Annotated in this window: 20 protein-coding genes; 14 read left to right on the top strand and 6 right to left on the bottom strand. The window is 41.9% G+C overall.

What is annotated here, in order from left to right; all coding sequences use genetic code 11:
* Positions 1-60: 60 nt before the first annotated feature.
* The 6 genes from B9G53_RS13115 (at position 61) to B9G53_RS13090 (ending at position 5,163) form a co-directional block, all read left to right on the top strand.
* Positions 61-1,242, top strand: coding sequence for an NAD(P)H-quinone oxidoreductase subunit H (locus B9G53_RS13115; protein ID WP_094532995.1), 1,182 nt, complete (start codon positions 61-63; stop codon positions 1,240-1,242).
* Positions 1,242-2,360 (top strand): NADH-quinone oxidoreductase subunit NuoH, encoded by a 1,119-nt coding sequence (nuoH, locus tag B9G53_RS13110; protein WP_094532993.1) that lies wholly within the window; start codon positions 1,242-1,244, stop codon positions 2,358-2,360. Before B9G53_RS13115 ends, nuoH begins: the two co-directional genes overlap by 1 nt.
* An 88-nt stretch (positions 2,361-2,448) precedes the next feature.
* Positions 2,449-3,036: an NAD(P)H-quinone oxidoreductase subunit I gene (gene ndhI, locus B9G53_RS13105; RefSeq protein ID WP_176453200.1), complete on the top strand. Its 588-nt coding sequence runs from the start codon at positions 2,449-2,451 to the stop codon at positions 3,034-3,036.
* A 131-nt stretch (positions 3,037-3,167) separates the two neighbouring features.
* On the top strand, positions 3,168-3,776 hold the full coding sequence (locus B9G53_RS13100) for an NADH-quinone oxidoreductase subunit J (protein ID WP_094532989.1): 609 nt from the start codon (positions 3,168-3,170) through the stop codon (positions 3,774-3,776).
* Between the two features lie 133 nt (positions 3,777-3,909).
* Positions 3,910-4,215 (top strand): NADH-quinone oxidoreductase subunit NuoK, encoded by a 306-nt coding sequence (nuoK, locus tag B9G53_RS13095; protein WP_009627748.1) that lies wholly within the window; start codon positions 3,910-3,912, stop codon positions 4,213-4,215.
* A gap of 96 nt (positions 4,216-4,311) precedes the next feature.
* On the top strand, positions 4,312-5,163 hold the full coding sequence (locus B9G53_RS13090) for a hypothetical protein (RefSeq protein WP_094532986.1): 852 nt from the start codon (positions 4,312-4,314) through the stop codon (positions 5,161-5,163).
* A 95-nt stretch (positions 5,164-5,258) separates the two neighbouring features.
* On the opposite strand, the gene B9G53_RS13085 is transcribed toward B9G53_RS13090, so the two are convergent.
* Together B9G53_RS13085 and B9G53_RS13080 are read right to left on the bottom strand one after the other, a co-directional pair.
* A complete protein-coding gene (locus tag B9G53_RS13085) occupies positions 5,259-5,945 on the bottom strand; it encodes a diacylglycerol/polyprenol kinase family protein (protein ID WP_094532984.1) in 687 nt (228 codons plus the stop codon).
* Between the two features lie 30 nt (positions 5,946-5,975).
* Entirely contained in the window at positions 5,976-8,990 is a 3,015-nt protein-coding gene (locus B9G53_RS13080) for a tetratricopeptide repeat protein (protein WP_094532982.1), read from the bottom strand.
* A gap of 201 nt (positions 8,991-9,191) precedes the next feature.
* Here B9G53_RS13080 and B9G53_RS13075 point away from each other — a divergent pair, with 201 nt between their 5' ends.
* From B9G53_RS13075 to rpsU, 3 genes are all read left to right on the top strand, one after another.
* A complete protein-coding gene (locus B9G53_RS13075) occupies positions 9,192-9,506 on the top strand; it encodes a hypothetical protein (RefSeq protein ID WP_094532981.1) in 315 nt (104 codons plus the stop codon).
* Positions 9,507-9,881: 375 nt separating this feature from the next.
* Positions 9,882-12,629: a bifunctional acetate--CoA ligase family protein/GNAT family N-acetyltransferase gene (locus tag B9G53_RS13070; protein ID WP_094532979.1), complete on the top strand. Its 2,748-nt coding sequence runs from the start codon at positions 9,882-9,884 to the stop codon at positions 12,627-12,629.
* Positions 12,630-12,861: 232 nt separating this feature from the next.
* Positions 12,862-13,053 carry a 30S ribosomal protein S21 gene (gene rpsU, locus B9G53_RS13065; protein WP_094532977.1) on the top strand — a complete coding sequence of 64 codons (192 nt, stop codon included), beginning with the start codon at positions 12,862-12,864 and terminating at the stop codon, positions 13,051-13,053.
* Between the two features lie 31 nt (positions 13,054-13,084).
* Here rpsU and B9G53_RS13060 read toward each other — a convergent pair whose 3' ends face one another.
* Together B9G53_RS13060 and B9G53_RS13055 are read right to left on the bottom strand one after the other, a co-directional pair.
* Positions 13,085-13,606 (bottom strand): thermonuclease family protein, encoded by a 522-nt coding sequence (locus tag B9G53_RS13060; RefSeq protein WP_094532975.1) that lies wholly within the window; start codon positions 13,604-13,606, stop codon positions 13,085-13,087.
* A 76-nt stretch (positions 13,607-13,682) separates the two neighbouring features.
* Positions 13,683-14,183, bottom strand: coding sequence for a DUF2993 domain-containing protein (locus tag B9G53_RS13055; protein ID WP_094532973.1), 501 nt, complete (start codon positions 14,181-14,183; stop codon positions 13,683-13,685).
* 215 nt (positions 14,184-14,398) lie between these two features.
* Here B9G53_RS13055 and B9G53_RS13050 point away from each other — a divergent pair, with 215 nt between their 5' ends.
* Genes B9G53_RS13050 through B9G53_RS13040 form a run of 3 tightly spaced genes read left to right on the top strand, consistent with a single transcriptional unit; the run spans position 14,399 to position 16,152 of the window.
* On the top strand, positions 14,399-15,010 hold the full coding sequence (locus B9G53_RS13050; RefSeq protein WP_094532971.1) for a sigma-70 family RNA polymerase sigma factor: 612 nt from the start codon (positions 14,399-14,401) through the stop codon (positions 15,008-15,010).
* Entirely contained in the window at positions 15,007-15,480 is a 474-nt protein-coding gene (locus B9G53_RS13045) for a hypothetical protein (protein ID WP_094532969.1), read from the top strand. Before B9G53_RS13050 ends, B9G53_RS13045 begins: the two co-directional genes overlap by 4 nt.
* Before the next feature lie 48 nt (positions 15,481-15,528).
* Positions 15,529-16,152 carry a Spy/CpxP family protein refolding chaperone gene (locus B9G53_RS13040; protein ID WP_094532967.1) on the top strand — a complete coding sequence of 208 codons (624 nt, stop codon included), beginning with the start codon at positions 15,529-15,531 and terminating at the stop codon, positions 16,150-16,152.
* 220 nt (positions 16,153-16,372) lie between these two features.
* Here B9G53_RS13040 and B9G53_RS13035 read toward each other — a convergent pair whose 3' ends face one another.
* Complete coding sequence (locus tag B9G53_RS13035; RefSeq protein WP_094532965.1) at positions 16,373-17,062, bottom strand: glycosyltransferase family 2 protein; 690 nt, start codon at positions 17,060-17,062, stop codon at positions 16,373-16,375.
* A 20-nt stretch (positions 17,063-17,082) separates the two neighbouring features.
* A complete protein-coding gene (locus tag B9G53_RS13030; RefSeq protein WP_094532963.1) occupies positions 17,083-17,643 on the bottom strand; it encodes a bifunctional 2-polyprenyl-6-hydroxyphenol methylase/3-demethylubiquinol 3-O-methyltransferase UbiG in 561 nt (186 codons plus the stop codon).
* A gap of 69 nt (positions 17,644-17,712) precedes the next feature.
* On the opposite strand from B9G53_RS13030, the gene B9G53_RS13025 reads away from it, so the two are divergent.
* Both B9G53_RS13025 and B9G53_RS28500 read left to right on the top strand, forming a co-directional pair.
* A complete protein-coding gene (locus B9G53_RS13025; protein ID WP_094532961.1) occupies positions 17,713-19,785 on the top strand; it encodes a glycosyltransferase family 39 protein in 2,073 nt (690 codons plus the stop codon).
* Between the two features lie 62 nt (positions 19,786-19,847).
* Positions 19,848-19,973, top strand: a complete 126-nt coding sequence (locus B9G53_RS28500; protein WP_254923650.1) for a hypothetical protein — start codon at positions 19,848-19,850, stop codon at positions 19,971-19,973.
* The last annotated feature ends 99 nt before the right edge of the window (positions 19,974-20,072 follow it).

Here is a 20,072-nt window from a genome sequence, read left to right as displayed (position 1 = left end):
AAAAACTAGCACTACTTAACCAGAGCAACAGTTTACAGAGTAAAGAGGCGATCGCAAATCATGGTGATGATTGAAACCAAAGCCGAACGCATGGTCATAAATATGGGACCTCACCACCCATCCATGCACGGCGTTCTCAGACTTATCGTCACGCTAGACGGCGAAAACGTAGTCGATTGCGAGCCTGTTTTAGGTTACTTGCATCGCTCAATGGAAAAAATCGCCGAAAATCGCACGATTATCCAATATTTGCCCTACGTGACCCGATGGGATTACCTCGCGACCATGTTCACCGAGGCAATTACCGTCAATGCACCCGAAAAACTAGCTAATGTGCCAGTGCCGCGACGCGCTAGCTACATCCGAATGATCATGCTAGAACTAAGCCGCATCGCCTCTCACCTACTATGGCTCGGAACATTCGTTGCAGACATCGGCGCACAAACCCCATTTTTCTATGTCTTCCGCGAACGCGAAATGATCTATGACCTGTTCGAGGCAGCAACAGGGATGCGGATGATGCACAACTATTTCCGTATTGGCGGAGTTGCGGCTGACCTGCCCTATGGCTGGATCGAGAAATGTGAAGACTTTTGCAATTACTTTGCTCCTGTTATCGACGAATACGAAAAATTAATTACCAACAACCCGATTTTCCGCAAGCGGATTGAGGGGCTTGGCACAATTACCCGTGATGAAGCAATTAACTGGGGCTTATCAGGACCAATGTTGCGCGGTTCAGGCGTAAAACTCGATTTGCGTAAAGTCGATCATTACGAACTCTACGATGAACTTGACTGGAATGTACAGTGGGACAACGGCGGCGACTGCTTAGCCCGTTACTTGGTGCGTGTACGCGAAATGCGCGAATCCACCAAAATGATTCTGCAATGTCTTAAGCAAATTCCTGGTGGATCTTACGAAAACCTCGAAGCGCAAAGAGTTTTGGCAGGGCCAAAGAGTGAATGGAACTCGATGGATTATCAATTTATTAGCAAAAAACCATCACCCACATTCAAAGTTGCTTCAGGCGAACATTATGTTCGTGTCGAAGCGCCAAAGGGTGAACTGGGTGTCTATATCATCGGTGAAGATAGTGTCTTCCCTTGGCGTTTCAAGATTCGTCCACCTGGATTTATTAATTTACAGATCTTGCCAGATCTAGTACGCGGCATGAAGCTCGCCGACATCATGGCAATTTTAGGAAGTGTGGACATTATTATGGGTGAGGTCGATCGCTAATGTACGGTGGAATTGATTTACAAAGATCTTTAATTGAAATCCTGACAGGGCTGGGCTTACCCGCCGATGTCGCCAAAGTAATTTGGATGTTATTGCCCATGGCAGTCATGGTTTTAGGCGTAACTGTGGGCGCACTGGTCTGCACATGGCTAGAACGAAAAATCTCCGCTGCCGCCCAACAACGGATTGGACCCGAATATGCAGGACCCTTTGGTTTACTAATTCCCCTTGCCGACGTTGGTAAGCTATTGATCAAGCAAGGTACGATTCCTGCCAAAGCCGATCCATTGCTCTACACAATCGGACCTGCGTTGGTTTTTATCTCTGTCTTTTTATGCTATCTAGTCATTCCCTTTGGTCAAAACCTGATCATTTCTGATATTGGTACGGGCGTATTTTTCATCATTGCTATTTCCAGCATTGCCCCCATTGGCTTGTTGATGGCAGGTTACTCTTCTAACAACAAATACTCGCTCCTTGGTGGTTTACGTGCTGCCGCACAGTCAATTAGTTACGAAATCCCTCTAGCTTTGGCAGTGCTTGCTGTAGCGCTGATGACCAATGGACTTAGCACCATTGATATCGTTAATCAGCAAGCTGAATATGGGATTCTTTCTTGGAATATTTGGCGGCAACCGATTGGTTTTGTGATTTTTATTATTGCGGCTCTTGCTGAATGTGAGCGCCTACCCTTTGACTTGCCAGAAGCAGAAGAAGAGCTAGTCGCAGGTTATCAAACTGAATATTCAGGGATTAGATTTGCCTTCTTCTATGGTGGTTCCTACGCTAACCTTTTGCTAGCTGGTCTACTAGCCTCAATTTTGTATCTTGGTGGCTGGGAGTTACCATTCCCTATCGACAAAATTAGCGAAGCTCTTGGTATTGAAGCAAATACAGCTTGGTGGCAAGTTATTGCTGCTTTCATTGGACTAACGGCAACCCTAGTTAAAACCTATGCCTTTATTTTCTTTGCCATCCTCTTACGTTGGACAGTTCCCCGCGTTCGGATCGACCAACTGCTTGATCTAGGCTGGAAATTTTTACTGCCAATCGGACTTGCTAATCTGTTAATTACCGCCGCTTTGAAGTTGGCTTTCCCCTTTGCTTTTGGCGGATAAGCCTTCACCCTTAGCCCTTCTCCCTCTGGGAGAGGGGAACAAGATTTTTGAATTTAAAGCAGAAACTTAAACCCCTATTACCAAAATGCTGAAATTTCTTAATAAAGTTGGTGAATACACCAAAGAAGCTGTACAGGCAGCTAAGTATATCGGACAAGGCATGTCGGTAACCTTTGACCATATGCGTCGTCGTCCGATTACGGTGCAGTACCCTTACGAAAAGCTGATCCCTTCTGAGCGTTTTCGTGGACGCATTCACTTTGAGTTCGATAAGTGCATTTCCTGTGAAGTCTGTGTACGGGTATGTCCGATTAACCTGCCCGTAGTGGATTGGAAATTCAACACAGAGATGAAGAAAAAGGAACTCAAGAGTTACAGCATTGACTTTGGCGTATGTATTTTTTGTGGTAACTGTGTGGAATACTGCCCCACTAATGCTCTGTCTATGACTGAGGAATACGATCTCTCAACCTTCGATCGCCATGAGTTGAACTTTGATAGCGTTGCCCTCGGACGGATGCCCACCAAGGTTACTGAAGATCCATTTGTTACGCCAATTCGTGAGCTTGCTTATTTGCCGAAGGGTGTAATTGAGGGGCATGAAACACCTCATACTGCTAAGCGTGCGGGGCTACGTCCTGAAGAAATTGCCGAAGCTACTTCCGAGAATAAATAATACCAAAACACAAAATGGCTAAGCTATTTTGTGTTTTTAAAACCCTTACTGGGTTTGGTTTTTAATTTCTAAAAGTGTTGCCACACTTTCGGAAATTGGTATAACAGACAAGATTACTGAAGGAGATTTTAATGAGTAATATCGGTCTAGGTGATGGTTCACAAACCGTATCTTTGGTTGTTTTAGCTGCAATGCTAACGGCTTCGGCAATGGGTGTGGTGCTGTTACAAAATGTCGTTTATGCAGCTTTTCTGCTCGGCGCAACTTTTATCAGTGTTGCAGGACTATATCTATTGCTCAATGCTGACTTTGTGGCGGCGGCTCAAGTCCTCATTTATGTTGGGGCTGTTAATATTTTGATCCTGTTTGCGATCATGTTGGTTAACAAGCGCCAAGACTACCAAGATGTTAAATATGGAGCCTTACGCAGTGTTGTTACTGGTGTTGTTTGTTTAGGGCTGTTTGGATTGCTTGGAGCCACTGTCATTTCGACAAACTGGGCTGTTACGCCGACGATCGCTAAACTACCTTCCACGATGGTGGTAATTGGTCAGCACTTCTTTAGTGATTACTTACTGCCCTTTGAATTAGCATCGATTTTGCTGTTGGTTTCCCTAATTGGGGCGATCGTGTTGGCTCGTCGTGAGCTAGTACCTGATGTTGTGAAAGTGGGTCAAGTTGATGAAGACTCACTGGAGTTATTAGAAAAGCCCAAAGAGCAACTTGTTGCTTCTAAATAGATAAGTAACAAAGTCTTTTGAGGATTCGTATACAAGAAATTTTTTAAAAGCTGGCTAAGCTAGCCTTTTAAAAAATTTCGCAGGTTTTAAGAAAGCGCAAAGCGCTGTAAATTGCAATTAATAGTAAACAGATATGTCTTTAGAACCTTTTTTGATTATTGCGGCTGCACTTTTTTGTATTGGCATCTATGGATTAATTACCAGTCGTAATGCTGTGCGCGTATTAATGTCGGTGGAGTTAATGTTAAATGCCGTTAATTTGAATCTGATGGCTTTTTCTAACTTCTTGGATTCAGCAAGCATTCGTGGTCAAGTATTTACCATTTTTGTCATCTCGATCGCTGCTGCTGAAGCCGCCGTTGGTTTAGCGATCGTGCTATCGATTTATCGTAGTCGTGACACCGTAGATATGGAGCAATTTAACTTGCTACGTTGGTAATAGAATTCTGGCAAATTTAGGACATAACCCATAGCGATCGCCTCTCAATGTTAGAGGCGATTGCCATATTTACAATATTTCTCAATACCTTGAACTATGACAGAATCACATTCTTATCAACACCCTGTATCCCAGATTCTCCATTTAAAAGAAGCCACAAGTTGGGAAGATGATTGGCTGGACTACACAAAAATGCTTGGGTTGACAACAGCAGATATACCAGAATTAATTCGGTTAAGCTGGGATCAAGAACCATTGGATTTTGAGGTTGAGGAATGGGGTGTTCATGCGATAAGAGCCGTAATTCAGCTAGATCCAGAGATGGGACTAAATCTCTATATCGACCAGTTAAAAAAGTTTCCCGATGATGATTGGTTGCATGAGGAGGTGTCTGGGATCAGTAAACGGGTTGGCGCGATTGCGATCAAACCATTTATAAAATTACTGGAAGATCCCAGCCAAGAATTATGGTTACGCTCAACAGCAGCCAATGGGTTACGAGAGGTTGCTAAAGCTTATCCAGAATGTCGTGATGCTTGTGTGCAGGCAACGATCGCGCAACTACATCACTATAAACAACAAGATGATGGCGTGATCAATTCAATATTAGTTGATACTTTAATTCAATTAAAAGCTGTAGAAGCTGCGTCCTTAATCGAACAGGTATTTGCTAACTGCGAGATCGATGAGTGGTTAACAGGTTCTTGGGCATCGGCTCAGGTAAAGCTAGGACTCAAACAAGAGTCTGATTTTTCACCAGAAGATTTGAAACCTAAGCCGCCAGAGAAAATTCTCGCAATCAGAGAGATGTTAGATGCATTTGAAAAGAATCGCAATGTCAATGATTGGAATCAGCGATCGCTTATGCCCACCAAACCTGTTGCTAAAGGTTTTGGTTCGAGTAAGCAAGGTAAGCAGTCCAATAAAAACAAAAAGAAAAAACGCTAATAATACCAAAACCCAAATAAATGAAGGCGGCGCGAAGCGCCGCCTTCATTTATTTGGGTTTTATCTCCTAATCAAAACTTGCATTGCGATACAACTCATATTGACTGCAAAGCAAAACTCAAGAATGCGCTAGATAGCGGCACGGAAATATTATCAGTTCCCCCAGGGGAATAGGCTTCGAGTAAGGCAGCGATCGCGGCAACAGGTATCGCAACTCCAAGGTCACGGGGCTGAATACCGTGAGTAATTCCAAAAATACCAAGCATTACGATCAAGCTGGTAGCAAACATGGCAAAGGAGCCTTCAAAACTCCGTTTGTTTCCTAGATGCACAAAGGTATGCTGACCAAAGCGTTTGCCAATTAGCGCCGCCATGCCATCCCCCCAAGACATAACCATCACACCGATAACTGCATATTGGGGATGCTGATCCCAAAAAAGAGCAACTAAAATTGTGATGCTGAGCGCATAGTAAAACACGCCGTAGGTTTTGCGTCCCACATCATGGATCATCGGCAAAATATTCGTATAGTGTGAGGCTAAAGCGATCGCCGTAAAGGTCACACCTGCGGTTACACATAGCCATGTCGGGATCTGCAACCACCATGCAATCAGCAAGACGTTACCAGTGCCAATATGCACAACCTTCCGCACGAGTTCTGGATCTTGTTTGAAGCGCCGTAGGATTGCGGAAGCTAGAAATACGAGCCCAATCCAAATAGCTACAGCACTAATCTGGATCGGTAGGGCGGTAATTGGGGATATATCACTAGTTATGGGCATAGGACAAGCTATATAGGCGGACAAACATGCTTATAAGCCATTCCCAATAATAATAAATGGTGACCAATAGTAAGGATGACTAAAGTTACTATCTTTACCAGCATTAATCAGCACTCGTTGGGATTTGGCTAATACTTCAGCTTTGGTTAGCTTTGTATCTTGGAGTATGCCATAAAAAGCATCCATTAAAGCTTGTGTGCCACCATCGGACACTTGCCAGAGAGAGGCGATCGCTGCCTTTGCTCCTGCGTACTCCATTTGATAGCCAAAGCCCATTATTTCCGTACCATTACCAAGTGTGCCACCTAGCCCTGTCTCACAGGCGCTGAGAATTACCAGATCAACATTTTGTAATGACCATGTGGACACATCCCGTAAGGTCGCTCGACTGCCATCCCCAAACAGCACAAAGGAATCTTCGGGTTTCCCGATTACAAAAGCAGCATGGGTAGCCAGATGAATGATGTTGTATTGCTTAAATTTAGCGACAGTAGACTTAACGTTAAAATCCTGATCAATAAATTTCACGGAATTAGGTAACTTGGCAATCAGGTTATCAACTTCTTTACCTGCAAAAGGTAATCCAGAAAAGTTAAAAGTTTGCCCATTTACCTCAAAGATATATTTGCCAGAGGTAAAAGCACCTGCAAGCACAAGGGGCTGACTATTACGGCGGCGATCGCTTAAATTCGTGAGACTTGCGGCAGTAATCGTATTAATCGCATAGCGTTCCACTAACCATTGCTTGCCATCATAGAGTGCGGCGATCGGCAGATAGCGCAACTGCCCGTCAGGGGCATAGATGATCGTTTGTATACCAGCTTTTTGTAAGTCAGCCGCGATCGGTGCGATCAGCCAACTATATAAACGTTGTGATGAATCCAAGATATCAAGGGAACTTGGATCACGAACATCAGAACGGAAATCCACGATCGCACTATTGAGATCCTCTCGTTTTATCGCAACAGTGCGACGAATCGGATCACCATTAGCCGTCACAAGAATGAGTTCTAAGCGGTCTTCTAATATGAGTGGATAGAAAATGGCAGTTTTTTGTGACATTTGCTGGAGAGTCTTTTGCAAAGAGGTGAATTGCTGAAGATTCACAGTGTTAGAGCGATGGCCGCCTTGATTGATTTGGTTTAAAATTGTTGCCACGGCGGGACTCTGCACATAGGTATTCAGTTGTTGAGATGATTGTGATTGGACATCAAGCAACTCCCGCAGTCGCTGAATTTGCTGTGGCGATCGATTTGCTTGAGTAATCTTCAAAATATCTAGTTGTTCTTTCCCAGCTTGAATGGAGCGATTTTGAATCGCACTATAATCGGTTAAAAATCTCTGTTCAGGTGCTAGAAGTTCGATCCCCTTAACTGTTTCCCCATTACCTCGCACGTTTTGAAGATAGTCGTCCAGTTCTTGTACCTTCAATAAGTCAAGTACCTGTTGCGCTTCTAAAATGCGGTTTTGCTTGAGCAGTAAATTTGCCAAATCACGATAGGTTCTTTCGACTGTACCCGTAAAAGTTTTTTGATCGGCTACCGATAGCGATCGCAGTTCTTTACGAATGGATTCGCGAATATTCACCGATTGTTTGTAAAACAGAATCGCTAAATCTGGTTGCTGCCAATTAGCAAATAAATTCCCTAAATTACTAAGATCGATGCTTTCACCTCGGCGTTCTCCTAACTGACGATGGATTGCGGCAGCCTGTTGATAAGCATCAAGAGATTCGGAATAGCGTTTGAGATCAGCGTATACTAGCCCCAAATTGCTCAAAGATGTTGCTTCAGCAGAGCGATCGCCGATCTCCCGTAAAATCACCAAGGACTTCTGATAATTACTAATTGCTAGGTCATTCTGTTTTGCAAGTCGATATATTTCGCCAATATTGTTGTATGTGATGCCCTGTGCAGGAATATCATTGAGTTCTTTATGAATAGCAAGGGCTTTTTCGTAATAACTTAATGCTTGTTTGAGATTCCCTTTGTCATCGTAAATGGAACCAATATTGCTCAGAAAAATACTCTCTGCTTGCCGATCCCCAAGTTTTTGAATTTTTTGTAATGCTAATTCTTGAAAACGTAAAGCATTATCTAACTGTCCTAATTCCTTATAGACAACGCCAATATTGCTGAGAGTGGTTGCCGCTTGGCTGGTTAAATCAAGTTGTTCCGATAATTTTAGAGAGGCTTTGTATGCTTCTAAGGCTTGTAAATATTTTCCCTGACTGCGGTATATGCCTGCAATGTTATTGAAAATGCTGGTTTCGATTTTGCGTTCACCTGTGACCCGCACGATCTTGAGGGATTGCTGATAGAAGTCTAGAGCCTTCTCAAACTGTCCTAGTCGTCGATAGGCAAAACCAATATTGAGCAGGACTCCTGCCGAACTTTTTTGATTGTTTGTGGATTCATAAATAGCTAGAGCTTGCTGCAATCGTTCTAGCCCCTGACTAAATTGACCAATCTCCACATAGATATTGCCAATATTATTGAGAATTGTTAATTCTCGATCTTGGGCTTTAATGGCTCGCGCTTTCTCTAGGGCTTGCTCATAGGTGGCGATCGCTTGCCGCCAATTATTAGCCCGATTTAAAGTAAAGCCCAGATTTTGCAGGATTAGCACTTCATCTAATCTAACCTGCAAATTCCCCTTCACATCTTGTAACTGAATGCTACTGACAATTTTAAAAGCTCCCTGATAGGAGGCGATCGCTTGATCTAATTGCTGTAAATTCAGATAAACATTACCAATAAAATTCTGAGTTCTTGCTTCCGAAAGGCGATCCCCTTCTTTCTGGAAAATCGCGATCGCCTGTTGAAATAGTTGAATTGCTTCTTGAGCCTCACCACCCTGAAACCGAGTTCGACCATCAATCACTAACTGAAAACCGCGTTCTAAATTGCTTTGTTCAGATTTTGGAGCTTGACTTTGAGCCAGTTTATGTTGAGAGGTTAAAGGCTGCAAAAGCATTTCTGCATTTGCTGAAAAAGTCGAAGCATTCAAAATCAACAAAGTTGATAGGATTGAGCGATATAGCATGGTAGCCTTCTCGAAGGTTAGTTTTGGTGGTTATGGGAAATTGGCGATCGCTAATTTCCCTAGAGTTATATGATCCCCAATTCCCACTATGCTGCAAATTACAACACTTTGCGCTCAAAAACAATTATTTATCCTACCACCGTAGAAAATGGTACAATTATAGAGTGAAGAGATAAAACTATTCATTGAGGAATCACCGATATGTATACCATCGATCGCAACGAAATGAAGGTAACAGATAGTCGTAGTGATAGCAATGAGCTACCCTCTGTAGAAGTTCCAGAAGCAGTTAAAGAAACCACTTTTGAAACCAGTTCTGTATCAAGTATGCCAATCTCAAGTGGTTATACAGTAGATGATCGAGGACTGCTCAATAACTATGCAATTCTGACTCCGATGTATGTCGAAGAACCTAATCTTCTAACTGATGAAGAGCAGCTTTACTCTAAATATAAAATCATATTTGCTATCTTAGTCACAGCAATAGCAGTATTTATCGCTCTCATTGTGAGTTAGGGTATCGCAGTAAAATAGAGAATCTTTTTGTGTAGCGTGGCGAAACCACCTCACAAAAGAACTTTGATCGTAAAATGCTGCAAAGTATTCCCTTACTCCAGTCTATTTCTCCTAATGGTTTTCAGGCTGTCATTGGCAACCTGAAAACTCAAAAAACTACTAGAGTCTGTTTTTTTGATTTCACTTGAATATGTAAGTAGATGGATATCATTAATTACCCAAACCCATAAAGTTGCATCCCTACGGGACGCAACTTTATGGGTTTAGCTTTGTAATTATTTGAAAACCGCTATAGTTTGGAGAAATAGAAGAGAGACTTTCTTGGTTTCTACTTGGTGAAAAAAACACCTTAATACCTAAGCTCAGGATAATGGCATGGAAAAAGTTTCAGTAAGTCAAATATGTGTAAGTGATCCCGCTCATGACATTTGGAAAGGACAGCGCCATCCCCTTGATTGTATTTTTCATCCTCGCTCTGTAGCCGTGATTGGTGCAAGTGAAAGAGAGGGAAGTGTCGGTAGAACATTATTATGGAACTTAATTCGCAGTCCTTTTGGAGGGACTGTTTTTCCCGTTAATCCTCAGCGTCATAGTGTATTAGGAATTAAGTCCTATCCTGATATTGCGAGTGTCCCTGAAATTGTTGATTTAGTCGTAATTGCCACACCTGCGGCAACAGTGCCACAGGTGGTTCGGGAATGTGTAGCAGCGGGGGTGAAAGGTGCAATTATTGTTTCAGCAGGGTTTAAAGAGATTGGTGAAGCGGGAGAAGCTTTAGAACAACAAGTTCTCGCCGAAGCAAGACGGGGTGGGATGCGAATTATTGGACCAAATTGTTTAGGGCTGATGAATCCTCTTGCAGGGTTAAATGCCACTTTTGCAGGGACGATCGCCCGTGCAGGTAATGTCGCTTTTATTAGTCAAAGTGGAGCGCTCTGTACTTCGATTTTAGATTGGAGCCTCGGCGAAAATGTGGGGTTTAGTGCCTTCGTTTCCATTGGCTCGATGTTGGATGTTGGTTGGGGGGATTTGATTGAATATCTTGGCGATGATCCTCATACCCACAGCATTGTGTTGTATATGGAATCGATTGGTGATGCCCATGCTTTTCTTTCCGCAGCTCGTGAAGTTGCCATGGACAAACCGATTATTGTGTTGAAAGTCGGTCATACAGAGGCGGCGGCAAAGGCGGCGGCTTCGCATACAGGCGCATTGACAGGCAGTGACGAAGTGCTGAATGCCGCATTCCGACGCTGTGGAGTATTGCGGGTGCATACGATTTCCGACCTATTTGATATGGCTGAGATTCTCTCTAAACAACCGAGACCCAAAGGAAATCGTCTCTCGATTGTCACTAATGCGGGAGGTCCTGGGGCGATCGCTACGGATGCCCTGATCAGTGGCGGCGGTGAATTGTCAGAACTATCAGCAGAAACAGTACAGCAACTTAATCAATTTTTGCCGCCTCAATGGAGCCATCACAATCCCGTTGATATTTTGGGGGATGCCAGTAGCGATCGCTATGCCAAGACCTTAGTAGTTGTGGCGAACGATCCCAATAGCGATGGATTACTCGTCATCTTGACTCCCCAAGCAATGACTAATCCTACACAGACGGCGGAAAAGCTCAAGGCTTACAGTCAATTAGGCAAGCCTGTCATCACCAGTTGGATGGGTGGTGCAGAAATTGCCGCAGCAACCCAAATTCTCAATCAGGCAAATATTCCCACCTATCCCTATCCTGATACGGCTGTTAGATTGTTTAACTATATGTGGCGGTATACCTACAATTTGCGAGGGATCTATGAAACACCTTCCTTGCCTGCGGATTCGGATCAACATGCGCCCGATCGCCTGCTTGCCGAAAAAATCCTAGCGCCAGCACTCAGCAGCGATCGCAGTTTATTGACTGAATATGAGTCTAAGAAATTACTTGCCGCCTATGGTATTCCCACCGTACCGACCGAAATTGCCACTAGTGATCTCGAAGCTGTCGAAATTGCCGATCGCTTTGGTTATCCCGTCGTTCTGAAACTTCATTCGGAAACTATTACTCACAAAACTGATGTGGGTGGTGTGCGTTTAAATCTATCTGATGCCGCAGCCGTTACTCGTGCTTTTATGGCGATCGCTTCTAAAGTGCGTGCTATTAATCCCCAAGCTTTTTTGGGGGTAACTGTGCAGCCTATGATAAAGATGGAAGGCTACGAACTGATTTTAGGAAGTAGTCTCGATCCGCAGTTCGGGGCAGTGATGCTTTTTGGGATGGGGGGACAATTAGTAGAAATCTTTCAAGATCGTGCTTTAGGATTACCGCCATTAAATACCACCCTTGCGCGGCGGATGATGGAACATACGCGCATCTATCAAGCTTTACAAGGAGTCAGAGGTCGAAAGGCGATCGATCTTGCCAAACTAGAACAGTTATTGGTTAACTTTAGCCAGTTGATCGTTGAGCAGCCTCAAATTCGGGAAATCGATATTAATCCTCTGACGGTTTCGCCTGAGGGGATGATTGCTCTAGATGCACGAGTGGTTCTTCATACAACCACCGATATTGATAAGCGACCCGTTCCTGCGATTCGTCCCTATCCCACTAAGTATGTGCAGCTATGGGAATCAAGGAAAGGAGATCTCCTTAAAATTCGCCCGATCCGTCCTGAAGATGAGCCGCTCATGGTGCAGTTTCATCAAAGTCTTTCAGAAGAGAGTGTCTATTTGCGTTATGCCCACATGGTCAAACTCAAGCAACGGATTGCCCATGAGCGACTCACTCGTATTTGCTTCATTGATTATGATCGCGAAATTGTCTTAGCTGCTGATTACAAAAATCCCCAAACATCAGAGCATGAGATTTTGGGCGTAGCAAGGCTCAGTAAGTTACATGGTACAAACGAAGCGGAATTTGCACTCATCGTTAGCGATCGCTACCAGCATCAAGGGCTAGGTACTGAGTTATTACGTCAACTGCTAGAGGTTGGTAAGCAGGAAAAACTTGATGCGATCGTTGGTTACATCCTCAATAGCAACGACAAAATGCAAAGCCTCTGCCGCAAACTAGGATTTCAATTACATCAAGATGCAGAAGAAGGGATGTTGAAAGCTGTTTTTGTAAGTCCCTAAAGTTAACAGTTAGTAGTTCGTATAGCAATGCAAAGTGTGCTTAGGATAAAAAAGTAATGGCGATGCTTTGCACCGCCATTACTTTTTTGATTTGGGTTTGAGCGCAAAGTGCTTAAAAAAAATAGACTTTACAAATTTGGATTAAATTTGCTAAACTAGATACCCGTCGCCTAAATTAAAATGCGCCAAACTACAGCATAATAAAGAACAATACTTTGCTACCAAAATAAGCATGACTCAAATAATCGTTGGTGAAAATGAAGGGATTGAATCGGCTCTACGTCGATTTAAGAAAAAAATCCAGAAAGCTGGCTTACTAGCAGATATTCGTCGCTGTCAGTATCACGAGACCGCAGGCGAAAAACGTAAGCGTAAAGCTGAAAATGCTAAGCGTAGAGGACGTTTTCGCCGTCGCGATAGTTAATAAAAAAGGAGCGCAATGCGCTCCTTTTTTATTAATATCCAACACCTAGCAACTTATTTTCGCGACGAAATTGACTAGGTAGCACCACATCAGTACCATTTGCCCAGACACCTAGGCGATCGCTTTGTGCTTTTGCCTCGAGCTCTTCATATCCTTGGCAATCTTTTTCTTGCAGGCGATCGTAATGGGCTAGTCCTAAAGAAACCATTACTTGGTTAGCATTTTGTCCGCCCGCTAAAACTTCGCCATTGTAACGCCCAAATTTATCTTTTTTAAAAACTTTTACAAAAATTTCTTCATCGTCAAGGATATTTTGCAGCACTTTACGAGCATGTTCTCCTTCAGCTTGGAGTAACTCAGGTGCATCAATACAGGCGAGATGTACTTTGGTTTTGATGCCGCGATCTACAAGAGTTATGTTGTCACCATCAAAAACTCTAACTGCAAAGTTTGTTGCCCATGCAGGTTGAGTAGCGATCGCCAAATAAACCAAGTTGATAAGTGCGATTAAGACAAACTGCTGAAATTTATTAAAAAAATTGACAAGGGACATTTATTGGCATGACGGAGTAATTAGATCAATCATAAAGGTTCGCTTAGCTTGTCTTGATGATTTTGATATATGACTTTTAGGTAGCGGCGATCGCAAATTCACCACGACATTTTGCTCCACCTTCAGCGATCGCTAGTTCATGGAGTGTAAACTCATCGCCTAATTTATACACTAGTGTTTCTAGTAGATCTCGAATCTCTTCATCTGTATTGATTGTAGGAGGAGCATCCGAAGCGATCGCTTCTAAGAAAATTGGAGACTTGAGGCAACTTTGCAAATCTGCGGCGGAAAGCTCGACATCCATCGTCACGCGGATAGGATCAAGTAATCGTAATGCTTCGCCTTTAAGGATTTCAGAAATATTGAGGTGGATGGCTTCGGCGCATAGGTCAATATTGGTGACAGCCAAGCCCTGATACTTTGCCCCTGTGCCGCTTACATTTGCTTTAGGAATATCACCGCTTAAGATCTGACGACTTTTGCCAGCGATCGCAATTTCGATAGTTTCGATATGCTCGACCTGTGATCGCAACCATAGTTTAATAATAGGAATTAATACAGAACTAACCACAGACATGAGTTGAACCTATTTAAGGTATGGGCAGTCAAAACTAATAGCTTAGAAATAAGTTACAGCAATTTCCGATCAAACGAACCATTGGCATTTTTTGTAAAAGTGTTGCGAAGCAACACTTTTACAAAAATTCTCAGTTCTGGCTTGAGCGCAAAGTGATGTAAATCTGCCAATATTGCCTAAATAAGTATAGATGCTCATATGGATGTTCGCCATAGATGTTCAGAGCGGTAAACATAGATATCAGAGAATCACCTCATAATGATCCCGATCTCGCGATTGTGCAAGCCTGCTTGCAGGGTGATCCCCATGGTTTTAAAAAACTGTATCAACGTCATCATCACAAGGTGCGCTCAACGCTCTATCAGCTATGTGGTTCCGATGGTCTAGATGATTTGGTGCAAGATGTATTTTTACGAGCATGGAAAGGGCTAGCCAAATTTCGGCAGTCCGCGCAGTTTTCGACATGGCTCTACCGCATTGCTTTTAATGTGGCAAGCGATCGCCGCAAAGCTCTAGCTAAAATGCGATCGCGTAATATCTCTGTTGAAGATGACCAACTGGAAAATCTTGCTGATGATGCGATCGCCCGTGAAAGTGATTCTCAACCGAGTCTAACCCACATGCATTATCAAGACCTCATGCAACGTGGTTTAGCCAAGCTCAGCGAAGATCATCGGGCTGTTCTAGTTCTGCATGATCTTGAGGAGTTGCCCCAAAAAGATATCGCCGAAATTTTATCTATTCCTGTTGGCACAGTGAAATCGCGATTGTTTCATGCCCGTAGTGCCATCAAAAAGTTTTTAGAAGCGCAAGGAGTCGAGTTATGAAAGATAAATATTCTCAAGGATTTCCAGAAAACTTTGGAGAAGATTCTCGCGAAAGTTCGCATGACTCCTTGGTATCTTTTTTAAAGCAAAATAAGCCCATCGCCCCACCACCTGCGCCAAATTTTGAACAGCAGCTATTTGCTGAAATCCATAAACATCCGCAACGATCAGCAAAATCCTCTAAAGCCTATTTACGCCGTTGGTTACCTTGGACTTTGTTAATTCCCACAGCGATCGCCACAGGGATAACATTTAATTGGGCAACTAATCGCTCACAGTATCAAGTTGCAAATATCCCCAATATCAGTCAAGGAAAATTAATTAGTGAGGATGATCAAGTGGCGATCGAGCAGTCATTGATCAATAGTTGGAATGCTACTGATATTACAGGGTTACAAGCTGCAAATACATCAACAACGACATCGGACACACAACTTTTGATGGAGTTATCTCCCCTTGAGTATGAATAAACCCTCGCCCTAAATTCCTAGTTTGTCAGTTAAATATCGATAAATATTATGTTTAAGTCAAAAGTCTTTCAATATGGTGCGATCGCTGTAGCCATAATTGCTACTAGTGGTGCGATCTGGGCTAGTAACACTAATTTAAAGTCACAATCTCCAGCCCAATCTCAAACTCAGTCACAGATAAATTCTCAACCTAGCGCTGAAAATAAACCAGAACTAGATCCCGATATATTAGCCCAAGCCCCAAATCGTCCAGATCGTGATGAAAATACGAATATGCCTTCAGGTAGGATGCTAAAGCAATTAAATTTATCGACTGAGCAGTTACAAAAACTTAAGACCATTCGTGAGCGCGATCTTGTTCGCATCCGTGAGCTTGCACAGCAATCACGTCAAGCTCATAAAGAGTTACGCGATTTACTGGCTGGTACAGCCAGCAGCGATACGATTCGTGTCAAACATAATCAAGTAATAAATCTTCAACAAGAATTACAAAAGCAACATTTTGAACGGATGTTAGCTATGCGTGAAATCTTGACACCACAGCAGCGATCGCAACTCAATGACATCTTGCAAAAAAATCGCCCAGATCGTATGAAAGAAGGTATTAGAGATCGGCTCAAAAATCGTATGCAGAAGCGGCTCGATGACATGGGCGATCGCTCAGTAATGTAGCTCCCAAAGATAAGAGGTGGCGCGAAGCGCCACCTCTTATCTTTGGGGCTTAAAGTAATTTGCGTTCAAGCTCAAAAAATATTTCGTGGTGCATTGATCAACAGGTTAATTAAACATGAGTTCGATATAGCCATTTGCGTCGTGCGAAGCACGACGAAAGCGGAAAGTGGTAAGAATCGCTTAGCGATTCTTACCACTTTCCGCTTTCGTCGAACTGACGTTAATTAAAAAGATTGTATTTGAGAATGCAATAGATTGCTTGAACACCATCTTTCCAGCCGATTTTTTTTCCTTCTTCATAGGTTCGTCCATAATAGGAAATCCCCACCTCATAAATGCGGCATCCCATTTTAGCGACCTTTGCGGTGATTTCGGGTTCAAACCCAAAACGATTCTCCTCAATTTTGATTGATTGGACAACTTCTCTCCGAAACGCCTTATAGCAAGTCTCCATATCGGTCAGATTAATGTTTGTCAGCATATTCGATAGCATCGTCAAAAAGTGATTGCCAACCATATGCCAGTAATAGACAACACGGCGCGATCGCCCACTTACAAAGCGCGAGCCAAATACGATATCCGCTTTACCATCAAGGATTGGCTGAATCATATCGGGATATTCTTGAGGATCGTACTCTAAATCAGCATCTTGAATAATCACAATATCCCCTGTCACAGCCGCAAAACCTGAACGCAAAGCCGCTCCCTTGCCATAGTTCCTGTCATGGTAGATGACCTGATCGACTTGAGTATGCAATTCATTTTGTAATAACTCTCTCGTTCCATCTGTAGAATAATCATCAATAATGATAATTTCGCAGTCAGGAACTGGCGATGCTTTTACCGCATCGATAATTTTCTGGATAGTTTCAATTTCGTTATAACAGGGAATTACTACAGTCAATCGCATAGATAGCTTTACTCGGGTTTTTACTTAGCAACGACACAGAAATTATTCATCCAAAATTGAAAATAGTGGTGCATAAACTTCTGAAATCCTGTTTTCTTAACCAATACTTTTTTAAGCTTGGCACGAGTGTAATATCTTTTATGATCGCGAATTTCTGCCTCACTCACAAGTCGGAGCTTATAAGCTAAAAACTCCAATACAGGCTGCGCCCAGATTGATGGCACTGTCAGAATCAACTTCCCATTTGGCACTAAAACACGATATATTTCTGACAAAATTTCCTGTTCATTTTCAATATGCTCCAATACAGCCAGCATTGTCACTACATCAAAACTAGCATCAGCAAATGGTAATTTTTTGTCTAGGATTAGTTTTTGGGTTTTGATATTGGCGATCTCTACATGCTCATCAACTTTAAAATCTATACCTACCCCCTGATTAATACGTGGAGCTATACTCCTCAGCAAAGCAGCCGATCGACCACACCCCACATCTAAAACATTAGAAGACTTCTTAATATATGGAGTCACTCGTCGCATTCGCATCCATCTCAAAATAGGCTCTAGGATTGGCTCACCCATTAGTTTAAGCTTTAGCGCAAAGTGTTGAACAATCAAGAATTATCTGAATCATAATCTAAATCAGACAGAATGAATATTTTACTAATTGTTATTTCATTTATCTTAACTCTAGTCAATGTTTATATCTGGAAGCGTAAACCCCATAGACATAAAACAGGTAAGTTGAGGCTTGCTTTTATAAAGACAGCGATCATCTATGGTCTGGTTATCACGGCGTTAACAGAAATTTTAAGTATTTGGCGATCGCTAAATTTTGTCAGTGTCACTATTTTTTGGAGCTTATTCTTATTACTTAACTTATTGGTTTTAAGAGTTAAGTTTTCTCAACGGCTTTATTTACATTTTATACGTAAAAATTTATCCATATCTGTAAATTTTAAATATCCAGAGTTTACGGCAACTGTATGTATTTTAACCATATGTTTAATTACTGCTCTAATCTCGTCTCCAAATAACTGGGACGTAATGACATATCATCTGCCAAGGGTGATGCATTGGATTCAAAACCAATCGGTTACTCATTATCCTACTAATAACACTCGTCAAATTTCTTTCCCTACTGGTGCTGGTTATATTGTTGCACAGTTTCAAATTTTGGTGGGTAATGATCTATTTGCTAATTGCTTACAATGGTTAGCTTTTTTAGGAAGTATTTTAGCGGTTTCTTTACTTACTAATATTTTAGTTGGAGCTAGCTCTGAATGGCTTGGAGCTTTAGTCTGTGCAAGTGTGCCTATGGCAATTATGCAGTCTACTACTACTCAAACTGATTTAGTGGTAACTTTTTGGCTGGTGTGCTTCACATATTTTATCTTTAGGACTGATCACTACACCAAGTCAGATATATTTTGGTTGTCTGCTTCAATTGGCTTAGGAATTTCTACAAAGCCAACTGCGATTATCTTTGGGTTTCCGTTAGGTATAGCTTTACTAACTAGAATTGTTTTTTATGAGCTTAAATTTAGACATAAAGATTCTTCTAAATTAAATTTAATTCAAGTTTCAGTACCAACTTTTATCAAGATCGTACCACTACTAATTTTTAGCTTATTACCCTCTATGCCAAACTATTGGCGTAATCTTCAAACCTTTGGCAGTTTTTTGGGAGATGACGGTAACAGCACAAAAAATAGCTTGTTAGGTATATTACCAATGATCTCTAATGCATTAAAAAATATAGCTATTAACTTTGTATTTCCTGGATTTTGGATGGTGATTGAAAATCTCCATAAATTTATCATTCATGTTGATATTAATGAACCTAAACTTAATTCTTCTGACATTAATAAATATATCACTTTGACAGGTTCGTTAAGATTTTTGTCTCCTAATGAAGACTTTGTTGGCAGCCCTATCCACTTAATTTTATTTCTAATAATAGTTTATATATTATTGGCTAATTTCATAAAAAATAATAAAAGTAATCATGAATTGCAGCTTGATATTAATACTGATTCAAATGTTTTAATTAAACAGGAATATCCGAAAGTAAATCATTTGTTAATATTAAGTATAACTATTATATTTGGATTTTTAATTCATGGTTTTTTGATTAAATGGCAACCTTGGGGGAATCGATTAATCCTACCTTTAGCAGTTCTTACTTCTGTACCGATCGCCTATTTAATCACCCATATTTTTAGTAACAAGGCTAGAAAAATACTTCTGATATTGCTAACTACTATTTCAATTATTTATGCATTAACTACTATGAGGCATCCCTTGATCGCCCTGCCCGTCTTAACTGCAGAGCAAGCAAAGGAGCAGTCTGCATCAATTCTGTTTTTACAAAGAAGGGATACTTACTTTAGCAGTGTTCACAAAGAATTAAAAATTCCTTATCAATCAGCATCAGATTTAGTCAATCAATCGCAATGTCAATATGTGGGGCTAGCTCTTGGTTATGATGATATCGAATATCCATTTTGGACATTATTAAATCGGGATCTCAAAATCAAAAATGTCAATGTCCAAAATTCATCTGTTCAAGCGCAGGCAGAGTTTGCTGATTTACAGCTATGCGCCATAATTTCCACTATGCAGGATTTTTTACCAAATCAGGTATCGAACGATCCGATGATCTGGCAAAGCATCAATATTTCACAAAGTCCGTATCTGATGGTTTACAAAAAGACTAGGTAGCTCAGCCCAAAACTATGGCGCACGTATAGCGTACACACATAGTTTTTGACCTCTGGTTTTTAATGATGCCCAGCTATAGCAAAGCAAGTTTTACTGAGGACAAAACCCCAGAAGATGAGTGGCGGCGCTTCGCGCCGCCACTCATCTTCTATGGAAATGCCTGTTTGGGTATCGGTGTAAATACCTAACGCGAATCCCCAAAAAGCACTATGGATTTTGCAAACCCCCAAAACTGGCTAACCATATACGAAGCCCAAACAGTCCATGTCGGCGGCGCGCCATTACCA

This window comes from Pseudanabaena sp. SR411 (genome assembly GCF_002251945.1).
Lineage (GTDB): Bacteria > Cyanobacteriota > Cyanobacteriia > Pseudanabaenales > Pseudanabaenaceae > Pseudanabaena.
The sequence above is the reverse complement of the archived record's forward strand: the minus strand, read 5'-3'. Positions and strand labels throughout refer to the sequence as shown.